Below are 15,491 nucleotides of genomic sequence, written 5' to 3' on the forward strand. Positions count from 1 at the left end.
AGCGTTAATGCTCTTACAATCTGCACAAATAAAACTGGAATTTATGATTGTCCAATTCATCACCGAAGAAGCGGTTTATTTTTACATTTATTAAAAATAATAAAATACCCCTTGGAATACTAGGTGTATCTATAGTTGCGTTCGCATATTTTTCTTCAGGGTTTGTGGCAAATTTAGTCTATTTTGCCGACCCAAGACATCAAAACCAACCTTTGGAAGGGTGGATGACACCCAGATATGTGGGTATGTCTTACGACCTACCACCAAACATACTAGACGATGTTATGGAGCTTCGGCCCAAAGTTGATAAGCGAAAACCGCTTACCAAGGTTGTTGAAGATATGGGTATAACGTTGAGCGAATTGAACAAACGTATTATCGCTGCACAAGAGGCTCATCTCGAGTCGTTAGAGAAGAAAAAACCGAAAAAGCGTGAAAGACAGCCGGCGCCAAAAGATGACTGAGTATGTTCTGTCGTTGATCCCACAATATGGCTTGGTTGTCGTGTTTGTTGTTACTGTTATTGCATGCATGGGCGTGCCATTGCCTGCTGCGATGCTCGCGCTTGCCTCGGGTGGTTTTGCGGCTACTGGTGATCTTACGCTCTGGCATGTTGTGGTTGTGACATTGTTTAGTTTTGTTCTTGGCGATCAAATAGCCTATTTCATTGCACGTGCTCGGGGAAATCGGTTGATTGAATGGCTCAGAGGAAAAAAACGTCTTGAGCCAGTGGTGAAAAAGGGCGAAGATTTGTTGCAAAGTAAAGGTAATTTGGCAATTGTTCTGAGCAGAACGATCATCAGCCCTGCAGGACCGTGGGTGAGTTACATTTGTGGTGCGACAGGGTTTAGGTGGGTGCCATTTGCCTTATCCGCATTTATAGGTGCTTCATGCTGGACCACAGTCTATGTATTTTTGGGCTACTTATTTGCTGGAAACTTGTCGGCTGTTACTGATCTAATTTCAAATATGTTGGGTGTTGTTGTCGCGGGATTAGGTGTAACTGTAGCTATAATCTGGCTTTATAGATCTTGGAGAAATCAATGACGCATATAGATTTGAATGCCGATCTTGGTGAGAGTTTTGGTCCCTGGGTGATGGGTTCGGATGCCGAAATGATGGATGTCATCACAAGTGCAAACATTGCTTGTGGTGGGCATGCAGGTGATCACAAAACGATGGTTCAATCACTACAAATGGCCAAAGAGAAATCCGTTGTAGCGGGTGCTCATCCCGGGTTCGAAGATAAAGAGGGATTCGGTCGACGTCGTATTCCGCTGACAAGTCGCGAAATCGAATATTTAATTGCTGCGCAGGTTGGCACGATTAAAGGGCTTGCAGAATTTGCAGGAAACAAAATAACTTATGTGAAAGTGCATGGTGCCCTTTCTAATTGGGCTGCCAAAGATATCGATGTCTCCCGAGCAATAACCCGCTCGATTAAGGCTGCACATTCAGACTGTGCAATATTAGCTGTTTCAGGCACACAAATTGAAATCGCTGCCAGAGAGATTGGTCTTGATGTTTACTCCGAAATTTTTGCCGATCGTGCCTATGATGATGATGGTAATCTGGTCGCTCGTTCAATTGAAGGAGCCGTTCTTGAATCAGCGGAAGTTGCTGCTGATCGATTGCTTCGGTTTTTTGAAACGGGGAAAATGCCAACCATAAACGGTGGGGAGATTGCTCTTGATGCACATTCTATTTGCATTCATGGTGATAATGCGCACGCAGTTGCAATGGCAAAGGAAATTCATTCCAGACTTACCTCTAATGGTATTGTAATAGCTCCATTTATGAAATGAGGATCTCGTGGTTAGCGATTTAGAAGGTGCAGTTATCAAGCCAATAGCCGACTTTGGTATTTTGGTAGAGTTTGGTGATAGTGTTGATGATAAAATTCATGATCGAGTGCTGAATTTTGATCACGCGGTAAGTCATGCCGACTTACGAGGTGTTGTGGAAATTACTCCAGCTTATGCAAGCGTCTTGATCGTTTATGATATGATCGTAACGGACTTTAGTACCCTGCGGGATCAGCTTCTTCACTTATTGAATGATGATAGCCGAACGGCTTCTTCTCCGCAGGTTTGGCAAATTCCCGTATGCTATGAGGGGGAGTATGCACCGGATATAACGGAACTTTCGGCGAAAACGAAGCTCACTGAAGAGGAGGTTATCCGTCACCATCTGTCAGGTGATTATAAGGTCTATATGTATGGATTTGCGCCGGGTTATGCCTATCTTGGTGGCGTTCCCCCGTCCATCCAGTTTCCGCGGAAAGACAAGCCTGTCATGAACGTGCCAGCGGCAAGTCTCATGATTGCAGGTCCGCAATGTTTGATTGCGACGGCTACTATGCCGTCGGGGTGGTGGGTTATCGGCAGGGCCGCAAAAACACCACTACAGGCCGATACAACGAAACCATTTTTGTTTTCTGTTGGAGATCACATTGAGTTTACGCGCGTGAATGAAGCAGAATTTCGAGAGCTTACAACAAAAGAAGAGTTGGAGCAGAGCTAAACCATGCGCACAGTTTTTGAGATAGAGCAGGTCGGTCCATTTGTCAGTATTCAAGATGCTGGCCGCAATGGATATGCGCGTTACGGTGTAACAAAATCCGGCCCTATGGATCGGCTTGCTCATTCATTGACGAATTATGCGCTTGGGAAGCATGATAGTTCATCTGCGATTGAGGTGTCACTCGGCGGGCTTACCCTCAAATGCATAGAGGGCGAAATTACCGCGGCAACAGGTGGTGGTTATTTTTCTATCAACCTTGATGGAAGTGAACTAGCTCCCTGGTCTATCTTTACGCTTCAAGAAGGCTCTGTTTTGAAAATCAGATCCGGTGAATGGGGAAGTTGGTGTTATCTTAGTTTTCTAGGTGATATTCAGGCGATAAAATGGTTGGGCAGCCGGTCTGTACATCAAGGTTCCGGTCTTTGCGGATTGCCGTATAAACAAGGTGATAAAATCATTGTGGAAAATGGGAAATCAAACGCTGATACATCAGGTTCTTTTTTTGATCCCAAAACACTGAAGCCTTCTCCCGAAGTTCGCATTGTGCAAGGTCCACAAGATAGTTATTTTAAAGACATATCAATAAGTAAACTATATTTAACTGAATTTAAGTTAACATCTGAATATGACCGTATGGGCGTTCGCTTAAACGGCGAAAAATTGAAAGTAAATAGAGCTTTGGATATGCCTTCTGAACCTGTCGCAAGAGGTTCGATACAAGTACCAGGGCATGGTGACCCGATTTGTTTACTAGCAGATCATCAAACAACAGGTGGATACCCTAAAATAGCGACGATAATCTCGGCTGATCAAGATGCAATGGCGCAAAAAAGAGTGGGGGACGTTGTGACGTTCGCGAAGACAAATGTCGACGATGCGATAGCTGTCGCAAGACAAAAGCATTTACAGATAGATGTAATGAAAGAAGAGATTGAGCGCAATCGTGCTAGTTTCATCCACAAACTATGGTCAAGCAACCTGATAAGCGGTGTGATAAGCACGTCGCAGGATTAGTAAATATCAGTGTTCTAGGGAGTGAATTATGGTTCAAAAGCAAGTAGTTGTGATAACCGGTGGTGCTCAAGGCATAGGTTTTGCCACTGCATTACGTCTAGCAAGAGATGGTGTGGCTATTGCAATATGGGATGCAGATCAGGCGGCAATAGACGATGCAAGCAAAAAGCTAGGTGATATCGAGCACTATTCGGTGAAGGTTGATATCACCGATGCACAGAATGTTTCCGCCGCTACTAAGGCAACTGAAAATGCGCTAGGGCCGATTACTATTCTTGTCAACAGTGCAGGCATTACAGGGCCCAATACGACGGTTGAAGACTATGATCTAGATCAGTGGCGGCGCGTCATTGATGTTAATTTGACCGGAACGTTTATTACAAATCAGGCTGTTGTAAAGCGTATGAAAACAAACGGTTATGGGCGAATTTTAAATGTAGCTTCCGTAGCAGGCAAAGAAGGTAATCCAAATGCATCAGCCTATTCAGCGTCCAAAGCAGGCGTTATAGGTCTTACAAAATCACTTGGCAAAGAGCTTGCGGATCAAAATATATCCGTCAATTGCTTAACGCCAGCGGCCGCAAAAACGCGAATTTTCGATCAGATGACAGAAGAGCACATAAATTACATGCTATCGAAAATCCCGCGCGGACGTTTTTTGGAAGTTGACGAAGCTGCAAACATGATTGCCTGGCTTGTGTCAGAAGAAAATAGCTTCACCACGGGTGGTGTATTCGATCTGTCCGGTGGGCGGGCGACATACTAACTCATGATGTCTTTTAATTTTCTAGCCAAGGCATCAGCGCTTAAAAATGCGGCCTCAACTTTCCCATGAAGGCACCAATCACCACATGCAGCTAGGTGAAGAACCTCATCCATGAGGTAGTCTTGGTTTGCAGGCTTTGAGACATTTGCATATCGCCATTTATGCAATTTCTCATAAATGCGACTGGGGAGCCTAGAACCAAGCAAGTCTTCGAGATCACGAAGAAGAAATGTTTTGATCTCGTTTTGGTCCGCGTCCAGCCGTTCATTGGCCCAATCATTTGAAGATTGAACAAGTACTGAATATCCATTGTTTCTATTTGGTTTTGTCGAATTTACTGCGACCCATGAGATTGCTTGATCGGCTGATAGTATTGGGCGAAGCGCAGCATCCCACGGAATATCAACTTGATCGTCAAAGCCAAGCATGAGTGCGTAGCATCCTTTCATTTGTACAGCCGACAAAGCCGTTTGAATGCTGCAATCATTGGGCAGAAGGACTGCCGCCTGATGTGAAGGAATAGTCGTAATGATCCAGTCATATGGGCCTAGTGTTTGGCGATCGTCTAAGATCAACCAGTTTCCATCATCACGATTTTCTACCTGTGCGATATTCTTACTAAGTTCAATATTTAGACCGCTGGCGATAGCCTCACAAAGGTCACGCATCCCCGGTGTCGCGACATAGCGTGGTTGCTTCCAGATGACCGGGCTCGTTTTTCCATTCATACCTATTTCAACAATGTTTGGACGCCATTCTTTAACAATATGATCACCTTTGAAAGGTTCCAAAAAACCTGCGAATGCATTGCTTTTCACTGAGAAATATTGTGCACCATGATCAAATGAATGTTTGTGGTGATTCCTCGTCGACATTCGCCCGCCAACGGAATGTGATTTTTCAAAGACCGTAACTTCAGCAGAATTTTTTAGTTTTGTAGCCAGTGTTAGGCCCGAAAGGCCCGCGCCAAGTATCGCAATTTTTTTAATCATGAAAAATTTGACCCTGTTGAGGATGGAGTTTAATTGTTAGCAAGTTTGAAGAGAATAAGTCACGATAAATCATTGACGGAGCAAGACAGTTTTAAAAATCGATAATAAAACTATGCGAGCGCTCTGGATTGATGCCAACGGGTTATCCAAGCCGCCAACTGGACAGCTTGACCTCATGCAAATTATCCATGCGATGGGCTTTGTGCAGCTTGACACGATTCAAGTGATCTCTCGTGCACATCATCATATTCTATGGAGCAGAAATCAAAACTACCGTGAACCAATGTTAGATAAACTAATGAGGAGGCGTGAGATTTTTGAACATTTCACGCATGATGCATCGGTATTGCCAATGGAATTTTTGCCAATGTGGCGAAGACAGTTTCGCCGCCATAAAGAGAAGATCGACCGGTCTGGTTGGTACAAAAATATGCTTGATGAAGCTGAGCGCCAGGCAATCATTGAGCGCATTACAGAAGAGGGCGCGCTTTCCACACATGCTTTTGATACAAAGGTTCAAGGTAAAAAGGAAATGTGGGCGAGGCCACCACATAAATTGGCGCTTGATTATATGTGGTATTCGGGCGAATTAGCGACTTGCCATCGAGTGAATTTTACAAAGTTTTATGATCTTGGAACACGGGTATTTCCTAAAAGGTTGCTATCAGAGAACCTTTCTGATGAAGAGCAGATCGATCGCCTTTGTGATGCCGCGCTTCAACGTTTGGGGTGTGCAAGTGTTGGGGAAATCCAGAAGTTTTGGGATGCGGTGGACCAGAAGGAAGTTCGCGAGTGGCTTGCACGTAGAGAAGATCAGGTCATTCCTGTCGAAATTATTGGTGCTGATGGAGCTGGCAATCAGGCTTATGCATTTTATGATATTGAAGAGCAGCTTAACTCGCTCCAAAAACCAACATCACGTCTGCGTATTCTCAACCCATTTGATCCGATGATCAGAGATCGCAATCGGATTGAGCGACTGTTTGGATTTGAATATCGTATTGAAATGTTTGTGCCTGCAAAGAAGCGGAAATGGGGATATTATGTTTACCCCATTTTGGAGGGTGACAAATTTGTGGGGCGAATTGAGATCAAAGCGGACCGTCAAAAAAGTGATCTAAATGTTTTGCAATTCTGGCCGGAACCCAAAGTCAAATGGACGGCTAAACGATATGAAAAGCTCAGGCAGGAAATCGGGCGCATGGCCCGATTTATAAATGTTGAAAACATCAACTATCAAGTTGAAATTGCTTAGATCAAGCTATTCAAACGTGATGGATGGTGCAGTGTCCGCAAAGCCAGCACCGTCAAGCTTGTCAATAACGCTTTGTGCGATTTGAAGATAGACTTTTGCGTGTGCTCCATCCGGGCTGGATGAGACGATTGGTGTGCCTCCATCTGAATTAAGACGGATATCCATGTGAAGCGGAATTTCACCCAAGAATGGAACGCCAACGCGTTCTGCTTCATCTCGTGCTCCGCCGTGACCGAAGATATGAGAGTGTTCTCCGCATTTAGGGCAGATAAATGTACTCATATTTTCGATCAAGCCGAGAATGGGAACATCCACTTTGCGGAACATATTAAGGCCCTTACGAGCATCAATCAGCGCAATGTCCTGAGGTGTTGATACAATGACAGCACCCGCGAGTGGCACTTGTTGTGACATGGTCAATTGTGCATCACCTGTGCCCGGAGGCATGTCAACGACGAGAACATCAAGCTCTCCCCATTCGACTTCTCGCAGCATTTGAGTAAGAGCAGAAATAACCATTGGTCCGCGCCAAATCATCGGCGTGTCCTCGTCAACCAGAAATCCCATAGACATGACTTTAACGCCATGGCCCTCAAGTGGTGTCAAGATTTTGCCGTTCACAGTCGGTTGATCCTTGATGCCCATAAGACGCGGCATGGAGGGACCATAAATATCTGCGTCCAAAATTCCGACTTTCTGGCCAAGTTTTGCAAGGGCGATGGCAAGATTAACTGATGTCGTGGATTTGCCCACACCACCTTTACCTGATGCTACTGCAATAATTGATTTAATTCCTGGTACTGGTGCGCTGCTGTTCACCTGACGGCCTTTGGAAGGTTGGGCACTTGGTGGAGGTGTAGGACGTGGGGCAGGTTTAGAACCAGCCTCGCGTTCTGCAGTGAAAACAACCATGGCACTAGTGACGCCGTCTAAAGCCATAACCGCCTTCTGAGCAGCGAGTCGCATGGGTTCAAGTTCTTCTGTTCGGCTCGATGGCACTGTGATGGAAAAAATAACTTTTCCATCATCAATCATGATCGGACTAACCATGCCTCGCGAAACTAGATCGCCTTCAAGGTCGGGGCCTTTAATTGTTTTAAGGCATTCAGTAACGATTTCACTGGTGATTTGTGCCATTTTGTATCCTGCTAAAGTTCAACGGTTTAGACTAACCGCGCGATAGGTTTTTGTTGGTAAGTTCTTCAAGATAAGCTGCCCAGCGCTCATCTTTCTCTTCTGATAATTGTCGCAGATAGGCCCATCGATAGAGACCCGTCTCATGCCCATCAGAAAACTGAATGCGTATGGCATAACGGCCCGTTGGTGTAACGTCAGTTATCAACACATGGCGTTTTCCGTCTTGGGTGACTTCCTGCCCAGGTCCATGTCCTGTAACTTCTGCCGATGGAGAGAATATGCGTAAATATTCTGCGGTCAATTCAGCTTTATACTCATCTGGATAGGTGAGTGTCATGAGTGCCCGATCTTTAGAGATGCGAATATCAGTCGGAGGCTGATTATTTTCTTCTTCACTCATGGTTAGCCTGTTTGATTAAATAAATATGTTACTTTTAGATGACAGTTAAGAATACTTGTTCACTCTGTCCAGTGAATTGCGAAATTAAATGTCATAGTGATATCATCTGACGCAGTTTGGTGCCAGATTCCAACATGTTGCTATGAAAATCTTGAAAATGAAATGAGCTTTTTGTGAAAGTAGAAAATATTTGTGGTCTTGTTGTTGCAGGCGGTGCATCCAGACGTATGGGCAATGACGATAAATTATGGCTCAAGCTCGGTGATGAAGCGTTGATCCATCGCGCTATTCGGCGTTTGAATGATCATGTTAATCAGGTGATTGTCAATGCAAATGATACTTCCGGTTTAGAGCCGTATGTCACCATTCCTGATGTCATAGAAGGTGGCCAGGGGCCGTTGGCTGGAATATTATCTGGATTGGAACATGCGCAGGAGCGCAGTTCGCACATTACACATATTGCAAGTGTACCCGCAGATGCGCCATTTTCACCAATTGATCTTGTAGATAAAATGCAGAATGCTGGCAGTGCATCTGAAATTATTGTCCCGTTTGTCGGTGGCTTTTCACAGCAACTATTTGCGCTTTGGCCCATATCATGCGCCGCAGACTTACGAAGATTTTTAATGAGCGGTGAGAACGGAAAAGTTATGAATTTTATCAGATCACAAGGTTGGCAGAAATTAGAATTGCCGGATGAGTTTGAAGAGCAATTTATTAATGTAAACACCCCGCAGGACTGGATACGTGCGAAACAGATGTTTGAAAGCAATAGATATGAATAAGGCGCAAAAAATATTTGGTATTTCAGGTTGGAAAGATTCTGGCAAAACTACTTTGACCGCGGCGCTTGTAGCGGAAATGACAAACCGCGGGTTGAGCATATCAACAGTCAAGCACGCACACCATGAATTTGATGTTGATCAGCCCGGAACCGACAGTTTTAAACATCGTCAATCAGGCGCTCAGGAAGTCATGCTTTCCTCATCAAAACGCTTTGCTTTGATGCATGAAATAATTGCTGATGAAGATGAGCCGGATCTTGATGAGCTTGTCGCGAAAATGAAACCGGTTGACCTAATACTGGTTGAGGGTTTTAAGTTCGCAGATTTCCCGAAGATACAGGTTATTCGTGCCAAAAGTAGAAAAAATGCCGGCGTAGAAGAAATAAAAAATGTTATTGCGATGGTTAGTGATGACCTTGAATCGATTGCCGATCCAAGGCCTATTTTTCATATCGACGATATCAAGAATATCGCCGATTTCATCATGGACTACATTAAGTAAGTTGTTTCTTACCTACGCAGACTCTAACTTGCGACCGTTTTCATAAACCGATCGCGGATGACCACCGGGTCCATCGTAATAACCGGAACCTTGATGTTGCCGGATTCGCATTTTGATACGATGATTGTCATCTTATCGCCTGCAATGGCTTCTTTAACAACATTGGCAGTATCCTTTGCGGAACATTCGATCACATTCTCGCAGCCACAAGCCTTGGCCACGGCTGTCAGAGATGTTTTCTTACCAGCGTATGTGGGTTGATCACCGGTAGAGCCATAACTACCATTATCAATGATCAGTAGGATGAAGTTGTCGGCGGCATTGTTTGCGATTGTTGGCAAAGTGCCAAAGTTCGTTAGAACAGAACCATCGCCATCAATTGAGATCACTTTCTTGTTTTGTGCAAGGGCAAGACCCAAGCCAATCGAAGATGAAAGACCCATCGTGCCCAGCATGTAAAAATTACTCGGCTGGTCATCAAGCATATGCAGTTCCTGGCTCGGCAAGCCAATGTTACAAACAACCAGTTGGTCTGAAATAACTGGGATTAGCTCTTTAAGAATGTCTGAGCGGATCATATTAGTACCCTTTCCAGAATGAGGCATCAGTCAGGATTGCCACGGGTTTGTTACACATGAAAGTATGTTTGAGGATCTTATCCAGTTCTTCAATGTCATCTTCTTTGTGGAAGTGGTATGTTGGTATATTAAGTTGCGCCAAGAGAGCTTTGGTATGAACAGCCATTTCCACCTGACAGGCAACTGGCTCTCCCAGTTCGCCACGATAGCTGATAAGCATGGGAAGAGGCATACGGTAATATTGAGTAAGCGTAACCAGCGTATTGATGGTGACACCAATCGCAGTGTTCTGCATAATGATGGCGGGGCGTTTGCCTCCCATATACGCACCTGCGCAAAGGCCCATACCCTCGTCTTCTTTATTAGCGGGTATGTGGAAGATATCCTTTGATTCTTCAATCTTATCTATAACGCCAGCTAGCTGCTTACACGGCACTGTTGTTACGAAATCGATCTTATTGTTCACAAAATCGCTGACAATTCTTTCATCTACCGACATGCAGGTAATCTCCCTTTTGTTTGTTGTTCAGTTGTGGATTGTGACAAGCATATTATCAATGCTATCAAATTGGTTTGCTGTAAAGAACATCGTTATTTTAAAACAATGTTATAATGATACTTGTCGGCAATAAAATATGTAATTCGATATTCAACCGGTGCACCAGATATACCGATTGCAAAACGTTCGACTTCCAAAATCGGTGTATTTTTCTTGATACCCAATAGTTTGGCGACTGGGCTTGTTGCAGGCACTGCTTTCAGATTTTCATCAGCTTGTATAATTCTCTGGCCATATGCACGTTGATAGAGAGGGTAAAGCGAGTTCGGCAAAGGATCACGATCCATCAATCCGGAAAATTTGGCGGCCTCTACCAAGCAAACTTCATGACAAACAGGTTCATTATCAATCGCGCGTGTCCGGTTGATTTCAAATACATCATCTGTATCCATCTTTAGGTGTTTTTTTTCATCTGCGGTGGCTTTTCGACGGATAATCGATGACAGCCCTTTGTTGGGAATTGCTGGTGCTCTATCGCTAGATCGCAATCGAAAAAAGTGGAAATGTTCTTTCTCCGGCGTGGTTGTTGCAACAAATGTGCCGCGCCCCTGTATACGTTCCACGACACCACTTTGCTCCAATTCTGATAATGCTTTACGCGCGGTGCCTTGGCTTACTTTATAAGCAGCAGCTAATTCCATCTCGCTCGGTAGCATTGCACCCGGGCCAAGTTCACCAGATATTATCCGTTCAAAAACAGCGTCATGGACCTGCTTATAAAGAAGAGTAGGTGGTGTTGGCGTGTCTGACATTTATGAATCCTCTCCGCCTTTGAATAGCACATGAAATCAAAAAAACGCAATAACTTATATAATAAGTCTTGTATAAGACCCGCTCTGTGTTATAAAGCCGCCATATGTAAATTAGATATAGGATATTATCTTTATGCCCATACCTCACTTGCTCGTTCACGATAAGAAAGACAACGTTGGTGTTGTCGTTGTAGAAGGCCTAACCGCAAATACGGAAATGCTGTGTGTTGTTACTGAAGACAACAGCGATTTCAATTTGGTTTCAAAAAGCGATGTGCCAATTGGTCACAAAATTGCTCTAACTGATCTGAAAGAAGGCGATACCATCATCAAATACGGTGAAGATATTGGTAAAATGGTCGGTCCGGCTGAAAAGGGTGGCCATGTGCACACTCAAAATCTTAAAACAAAGCGCTGGTAGGGAGCACTAATATGTATGATGATACAACAATTCAGGGATATGTTCGCGAAAATGGCCGTGTAGGCGTTCGTAATTATGTAGCCATTCTTCCCGTTGACGATATTTCCAACGCTGCTTGCCAAGCCGTTGCTAACAATATTTCAGGTACTCTAGCCTTGCCGCATGCCTATGGGCGTTTGCAGTTTGGTGAAGATCTAGATTTGCATTTCCGCACAATGATCGGAACAGGCGCTAATCCAAACGTTGCTGCTGTTATCGTTATTGGCATTGAACCATCTTGGACAAAGGTTATTGCTGACGGAATTCGCAAAACTGGCAAGCCTGTTGCCGAGTTCTCAATTGAGCAGAATGGCGATATTGCGACAATCGCAGCTGCCAGCCGTCAAGCAAAAGAATATGTTCACTGGGCAAGTGAAATTGCACGTGAAGAACGTCCGATCAGCGATCTTTGGGTTTCCACAAAATGTGGTGAGTCTGATACAACAACAGGTCTTTCATCATGCCCAACTGTTGGTAACATGTATGATAAACTTCTCCCTCTTGGCCTTTATGGTTGCTTTGGTGAGACATCTGAGATCACTGGTGCAGAGCACATCTGTGAATCGCGTGCAGCTAATCCAGAAGCCGCCGCTAAATTTATGAAAATCTTCAAAGCTTATTCTGATGATGTGATATTTGCGCACCAGACAGATGATCTTTCAGATAGTCAGCCAACTAAGGGTAATATTCTTGGTGGTCTCTCGACAATTGAAGAAAAAGCTTTGGGTAACCTTGAGAAAATTGGCCGTACTTCAAAATACATTGATGCACTTGGACCTGCTGAAGAGCCGGAAAAAGGTAACGGGCTTTACTTCATGGACACATCTTCGGCTGCTGCTGAGTGTGTGACTCTTATGGCTGCTGCCGGGTATGTGGTTCACACATTCCCAACGGGTCAGGGTAATGTGGTTGGTAACCCAATCGTACCAGTTATCAAAATCTCTGGTAACCCACGTACGCTTCGCACAATGAGCGAACATATCGATGTGGATGTAACCGGCGTGCTAACTCGTGAGAAGACAATCAGTGAAGCTGGTGATGACCTTATTGAAATGATCCGTCGTACAGCAAATGGCCGCTTTACAGCAGCTGAAGCTCTTGGTCACAGAGAGTTTGTAATGACGAAACTATACAGATCTGCTTAACTGCAAATCAGGCAGTAGTGCGCATCACAGAATGTGCGCTGCCGCCTGTCTGTTAGCAAACAAACGACTGCCTGATTAATTCGGGCAGTCGTATTCGGTTCGAATTTAAATTCCGATGGATTTCCGGATCATTTAAGTTCTATTTAGATAGTGCCGTATTACTTTGTGAGTAATCACTACTTACTTGCGCACATGGCTAGTCCGGCAAATCTAATTACCTAAACTTTTTCCTAAATATTATTATTGAGCTTTAAATATTCAGTCGAACTGTGTCTGCAATATCTTTCAATTGGTTTTGTTCCGCATCGCCGATGACAAGAAAGTTAGCAGAACGCTCATTCCAAGAGATAATATCAAAATCATCGATCTGATTTTCTTCAAAAACCTCAGAGCCCATCGCACCATTTGCACCTTGCTTAAAACAAATTGCAACAACGGCACCGTTTTTATCTGTAAACATCAATTGTGCAACAGGCTGAGATTTGACGACCAGTAATCTTGCGCCACGAAATTCCAAACCATGTTGAGACAGGTCTGGAATTGAAAACCCGACATTGGTGGTTTTGCTAAGCCAGTTTTTGATATGTTCGCTTTCATTTGCGGCGACTTCAACAAGGTGGCGTTTTTGCCCGGCATAAATGCCATGATATCCGGCCACATATTCTAACCAGTTTTTGGACGCAGCGATTTGTACATCAGGTGCGGTTTGTTCATTAATAACATATCCGCCGACCCCGCCAACGAGCATGAAAAGCGCCGCCGCAGCAATGGATCGCCATTTGAAATTGGAATTTGCAGCGACTGGTACGGATGGTTCTAATTCAGTTGCTTGAATTTGTGCAATGAGGTTTGGTGATATCGGTTCGTTGAGCATCTCATCAAAGTCTGAGTTTGCAGCAAGGTCGGCCGCTTCAAGGAACTTCAATTCGTTTGCGAAATCTGAATCACTGCCAAGTAGGGATTGTATTTCGATCACTTCTTCTGGCGTGAGTTCGCCGTCAATATAGGCGCAGAGCTTGGTATAATCTTTACTCATGTTTATCTCCTCGCTCGGAGCCCCGATTAAGGGACTGACTGACCATCTGGCGTGCGCGATGTATTCTGCTCATAATTGTTCCAACTGGCACATCAAGTGCCTGTGCTGCTTCTTTGTAGGAATAGCCTTCTTTCGCCACGAGCAATAATGTGCTCGATAAATCTGTCGGTAGTTTTTGGACAACATTACCGACCTGGTTTGCATATAAATGTTCATCTGCATTGTGGTTGTCAGATAAGTCATGCATGTCTTCTATCGGCGTTTGGCCACTTCCCATTCTAACTTTTCGTTTGCGCTGTTCACTGAACCAACCATTTCTCATGATTGTAAATGCCCATCTATCCAAAGGTTGTGATGGGTCGTACTTTTTCCAATTTGCAAGAGCCTGCGTGCAGGTGTCCTGCAATAAGTCGTCGGCATCTCCAGTCGCACGAGTAAGTGTCAAAGCATAACGCTTTAACCTTGGAAGAAGTGCAATCAACTCTGTTTTGAACTGATTTGGTTTCACGCAGAGCCTCGAAATACTGTCCTCATTAAAGACGTTGTTATATTACATACGCACCAATGGTGTAGTTTATTCAATACATAACCACAATTTGCCAAATTTAGTATTTTCATTTTTTATCGAATAAATATCGATCCTGCAACGTAACTCTATCGTAATGAATATTGAAAAAGCTAATCTTACGGCTATCGAGTTTATTTATGAAGTCGAATAGATAAGCAAACTTAAAGGAAACGGTTATGATTAAGACGCTTGTACTTACCCTTGTATTATCTATCCCATCCGCAGCGTTTGCTGCCGGTTCAGATTCCAGCAATGATTCACCGCCTGCAAAGACAAAAACATCTAAGAAATGTAAAGACGGTAAAGTGTGGCATAAGGAAACTAAATCATGCCTCGATGCAAAAAGTGACCTTTTAACAGATCATATTCGCTACGATGCTGTTCGTGAATTGGCCTATGCTGGGCGTTACGCGCAAGCGCAAACTGTACTAGCAGCTATGAGCGACCAGAAAGATACGCGCGTCTTAACATATTATGGTTTTACAAACCGTAAGGCTGGCAATATCGAACTTGGTATGAGCTACTACAAAGAAGCGCTAGCGGCAGATCCTAACAACTTACTTGCAAGATCTTATATGGGGCAGGGGCTTGTTGAGAGTGGGGATAAGATTGGCGCTAAAATGCAACTTGCGGAAATCAGGAAACGTGGCGGCGAGGGGCGCTGGCCGGAGGTGTCTCTTGCACGCGCTATCGAAAGTGGTGTCGGGTACAGTTACTAAGCCAATCTGAATATATGACCTAGATTAGAAAGATGGCCCATTATTGGGTCATTTTTTACTTCAGCGTTAATAAACGATCGAATTTGGCTACCAAAGCAAAAATAATCAAAATCACGATTGATGAGTATCGTTTGTTCGGTTATGTAATCTTTGTTGCTAAAATATATCAACACAAATGCACCCGTAGCTCAGCTGGATAGAGCGCTGCCCTCCGAAGGCAGAGGTCTTGAGTTCGAATCTCAACGGGTGCACCAAATTTCTCAATAAAAACAATATTATGCAGAGATGGCAATTTTCTAA

Annotated in this window: 20 protein-coding genes and 1 tRNA gene; 13 read left to right on the top strand and 8 right to left on the bottom strand. The window is 44.1% G+C overall.

Features of this window, described 5'->3' with window-relative positions; genetic code table 11:
• The first annotated feature begins 224 nt into the window (after positions 1–224).
• From AB2J24_RS16810 to AB2J24_RS16835, 6 genes are read left to right on the top strand one after another with little or no spacing between them, the layout of a single operon-like run.
• A complete protein-coding gene (locus AB2J24_RS16810) occupies positions 225–464 on the top strand; it encodes a hypothetical protein (RefSeq protein ID WP_162652166.1) in 240 nt (79 codons plus the stop codon).
• Positions 457–1,047 (top strand): DedA family protein, encoded by a 591-nt coding sequence (locus AB2J24_RS16815; protein ID WP_367386314.1) that lies wholly within the window; start codon positions 457–459, stop codon positions 1,045–1,047. The genes AB2J24_RS16810 and AB2J24_RS16815 overlap by 8 nt, the downstream gene beginning before the upstream one ends.
• Complete coding sequence (locus tag AB2J24_RS16820) at positions 1,044–1,805, top strand: LamB/YcsF family protein (protein WP_367386315.1); 762 nt, start codon at positions 1,044–1,046, stop codon at positions 1,803–1,805. Before AB2J24_RS16815 ends, AB2J24_RS16820 begins: the two co-directional genes overlap by 4 nt.
• A gap of 7 nt (positions 1,806–1,812) precedes the next feature.
• A complete protein-coding gene (locus tag AB2J24_RS16825) occupies positions 1,813–2,523 on the top strand; it encodes a 5-oxoprolinase subunit B family protein (protein ID WP_367386316.1) in 711 nt (236 codons plus the stop codon).
• 3 nt (positions 2,524–2,526) lie between these two features.
• Positions 2,527–3,537 carry a biotin-dependent carboxyltransferase family protein gene (locus AB2J24_RS16830; protein WP_367386317.1) on the top strand — a complete coding sequence of 337 codons (1,011 nt, stop codon included), beginning with the start codon at positions 2,527–2,529 and terminating at the stop codon, positions 3,535–3,537.
• A gap of 28 nt (positions 3,538–3,565) precedes the next feature.
• The gene (locus AB2J24_RS16835) at positions 3,566–4,303 is read left to right on the top strand and encodes an SDR family NAD(P)-dependent oxidoreductase (RefSeq protein ID WP_367386318.1); all 738 of its coding nucleotides are present in this window, start codon (positions 3,566–3,568) and stop codon (positions 4,301–4,303) included.
• On the opposite strand, the gene AB2J24_RS16840 is transcribed toward AB2J24_RS16835, so the two are convergent.
• A complete protein-coding gene (locus tag AB2J24_RS16840; RefSeq protein ID WP_367386319.1) occupies positions 4,300–5,295 on the bottom strand; it encodes an NAD(P)/FAD-dependent oxidoreductase in 996 nt (331 codons plus the stop codon). The two genes, AB2J24_RS16835 and AB2J24_RS16840, sit on opposite strands and share 4 nt — an antisense overlap.
• A 112-nt stretch (positions 5,296–5,407) precedes the next feature.
• Between AB2J24_RS16840 and AB2J24_RS16845 the strand changes: the two genes are divergently transcribed.
• The gene (locus tag AB2J24_RS16845) at positions 5,408–6,550 is read left to right on the top strand and encodes a winged helix-turn-helix domain-containing protein (RefSeq protein ID WP_367386320.1); all 1,143 of its coding nucleotides are present in this window, start codon (positions 5,408–5,410) and stop codon (positions 6,548–6,550) included.
• Positions 6,551–6,556: 6 nt separating this feature from the next.
• Here the strand turns inward: AB2J24_RS16845 and apbC are convergent, their stop codons facing one another.
• Positions 6,557–7,687 carry an iron-sulfur cluster carrier protein ApbC gene (gene apbC, locus AB2J24_RS16850; protein WP_367386321.1) on the bottom strand — a complete coding sequence of 377 codons (1,131 nt, stop codon included), beginning with the start codon at positions 7,685–7,687 and terminating at the stop codon, positions 6,557–6,559.
• A gap of 31 nt (positions 7,688–7,718) precedes the next feature.
• Positions 7,719–8,087 carry a gamma-butyrobetaine hydroxylase-like domain-containing protein gene (locus tag AB2J24_RS16855; RefSeq protein WP_162652157.1) on the bottom strand — a complete coding sequence of 123 codons (369 nt, stop codon included), beginning with the start codon at positions 8,085–8,087 and terminating at the stop codon, positions 7,719–7,721.
• Between the two features lie 173 nt (positions 8,088–8,260).
• On the opposite strand from AB2J24_RS16855, the gene mobA reads away from it, so the two are divergent.
• Both mobA and mobB read left to right on the top strand, forming a co-directional pair.
• Positions 8,261–8,872 (top strand): molybdenum cofactor guanylyltransferase, encoded by a 612-nt coding sequence (gene mobA, locus AB2J24_RS16860; RefSeq protein ID WP_367386322.1) that lies wholly within the window; start codon positions 8,261–8,263, stop codon positions 8,870–8,872.
• On the top strand, positions 8,865–9,374 hold the full coding sequence (gene mobB / locus AB2J24_RS16865) for a molybdopterin-guanine dinucleotide biosynthesis protein B (protein ID WP_367386323.1): 510 nt from the start codon (positions 8,865–8,867) through the stop codon (positions 9,372–9,374). Before mobA ends, mobB begins: the two co-directional genes overlap by 8 nt.
• 23 nt (positions 9,375–9,397) lie before the next feature.
• Here mobB and comE read toward each other — a convergent pair whose 3' ends face one another.
• From comE to AB2J24_RS16880, 3 genes are all read right to left on the bottom strand, one after another.
• Positions 9,398–9,952 (bottom strand): sulfopyruvate decarboxylase subunit beta, encoded by a 555-nt coding sequence (gene comE, locus AB2J24_RS16870; protein ID WP_367386324.1) that lies wholly within the window; start codon positions 9,950–9,952, stop codon positions 9,398–9,400.
• Between the two features lies 1 nt (position 9,953).
• A complete protein-coding gene (gene comD, locus AB2J24_RS16875; protein WP_162652153.1) occupies positions 9,954–10,451 on the bottom strand; it encodes a sulfopyruvate decarboxylase subunit alpha in 498 nt (165 codons plus the stop codon).
• Between the two features lie 92 nt (positions 10,452–10,543).
• Entirely contained in the window at positions 10,544–11,263 is a 720-nt protein-coding gene (locus AB2J24_RS16880; protein WP_367386325.1) for a GntR family transcriptional regulator, read from the bottom strand.
• Positions 11,264–11,396: 133 nt separating this feature from the next.
• Between AB2J24_RS16880 and AB2J24_RS16885 the strand changes: the two genes are divergently transcribed.
• A complete protein-coding gene (locus tag AB2J24_RS16885; protein WP_367386326.1) occupies positions 11,397–11,684 on the top strand; it encodes a UxaA family hydrolase in 288 nt (95 codons plus the stop codon).
• Between the two features lie 11 nt (positions 11,685–11,695).
• Positions 11,696–12,868, top strand: a complete 1,173-nt coding sequence (locus tag AB2J24_RS16890; RefSeq protein WP_367386327.1) for a UxaA family hydrolase — start codon at positions 11,696–11,698, stop codon at positions 12,866–12,868.
• A 250-nt stretch (positions 12,869–13,118) separates the two neighbouring features.
• On the opposite strand, the gene AB2J24_RS16895 is transcribed toward AB2J24_RS16890, so the two are convergent.
• On the bottom strand, positions 13,119–13,904 hold the full coding sequence (locus AB2J24_RS16895; RefSeq protein ID WP_367386328.1) for an anti-sigma factor family protein: 786 nt from the start codon (positions 13,902–13,904) through the stop codon (positions 13,119–13,121).
• Entirely contained in the window at positions 13,897–14,412 is a 516-nt protein-coding gene (locus tag AB2J24_RS16900) for an RNA polymerase sigma factor (protein WP_367386329.1), read from the bottom strand. The genes AB2J24_RS16895 and AB2J24_RS16900 overlap by 8 nt, the downstream gene beginning before the upstream one ends.
• A 236-nt stretch (positions 14,413–14,648) precedes the next feature.
• Between AB2J24_RS16900 and AB2J24_RS16905 the strand changes: the two genes are divergently transcribed.
• Together AB2J24_RS16905 and AB2J24_RS16910 are read left to right on the top strand one after the other, a co-directional pair.
• Positions 14,649–15,191 carry a tetratricopeptide repeat protein gene (locus AB2J24_RS16905; protein WP_367386330.1) on the top strand — a complete coding sequence of 181 codons (543 nt, stop codon included), beginning with the start codon at positions 14,649–14,651 and terminating at the stop codon, positions 15,189–15,191.
• Between the two features lie 177 nt (positions 15,192–15,368).
• Positions 15,369–15,445 (top strand) — tRNA-Arg (locus AB2J24_RS16910).
• Positions 15,446–15,491: the final 46 nt, after the last annotated feature.

The sequence above is a fragment of the Lentilitoribacter sp. EG35 genome (assembly GCF_040784015.1).
GTDB lineage: Bacteria > Pseudomonadota > Alphaproteobacteria > Rhizobiales > Rhizobiaceae > Lentilitoribacter.

Coding starts and splice junctions, on each gene's coding strand:
- AB2J24_RS16810 (WP_162652166.1), top strand. CDS start 225: ATGACACCCAGATATGTGGGTATGTCTTACGACCTACCACCAAACATA.
- AB2J24_RS16815 (WP_367386314.1), top strand. CDS start 457: ATGACTGAGTATGTTCTGTCGTTGATCCCACAATATGGCTTGGTTGTC.
- AB2J24_RS16820 (WP_367386315.1), top strand. CDS start 1,044: ATGACGCATATAGATTTGAATGCCGATCTTGGTGAGAGTTTTGGTCCC.
- AB2J24_RS16830 (WP_367386317.1), top strand. CDS start 2,527: ATGCGCACAGTTTTTGAGATAGAGCAGGTCGGTCCATTTGTCAGTATT.
- AB2J24_RS16835 (WP_367386318.1), top strand. CDS start 3,566: ATGGTTCAAAAGCAAGTAGTTGTGATAACCGGTGGTGCTCAAGGCATA.
- AB2J24_RS16840 (WP_367386319.1), bottom strand. CDS start 5,295: ATGATTAAAAAAATTGCGATACTTGGCGCGGGCCTTTCGGGCCTAACA.
- AB2J24_RS16845 (WP_367386320.1), top strand. CDS start 5,408: ATGCGAGCGCTCTGGATTGATGCCAACGGGTTATCCAAGCCGCCAACT.
- apbC (WP_367386321.1), bottom strand. CDS start 7,687: ATGGCACAAATCACCAGTGAAATCGTTACTGAATGCCTTAAAACAATT.
- AB2J24_RS16855 (WP_162652157.1), bottom strand. CDS start 8,087: ATGAGTGAAGAAGAAAATAATCAGCCTCCGACTGATATTCGCATCTCT.
- mobB (WP_367386323.1), top strand. CDS start 8,865: ATGAATAAGGCGCAAAAAATATTTGGTATTTCAGGTTGGAAAGATTCT.
- comE (WP_367386324.1), bottom strand. CDS start 9,952: ATGATCCGCTCAGACATTCTTAAAGAGCTAATCCCAGTTATTTCAGAC.
- comD (WP_162652153.1), bottom strand. CDS start 10,451: ATGTCGGTAGATGAAAGAATTGTCAGCGATTTTGTGAACAATAAGATC.
- AB2J24_RS16880 (WP_367386325.1), bottom strand. CDS start 11,263: ATGTCAGACACGCCAACACCACCTACTCTTCTTTATAAGCAGGTCCAT.
- AB2J24_RS16885 (WP_367386326.1), top strand. CDS start 11,397: ATGCCCATACCTCACTTGCTCGTTCACGATAAGAAAGACAACGTTGGT.
- AB2J24_RS16890 (WP_367386327.1), top strand. CDS start 11,696: ATGTATGATGATACAACAATTCAGGGATATGTTCGCGAAAATGGCCGT.
- AB2J24_RS16895 (WP_367386328.1), bottom strand. CDS start 13,904: ATGAGTAAAGATTATACCAAGCTCTGCGCCTATATTGACGGCGAACTC.
- AB2J24_RS16905 (WP_367386330.1), top strand. CDS start 14,649: ATGATTAAGACGCTTGTACTTACCCTTGTATTATCTATCCCATCCGCA.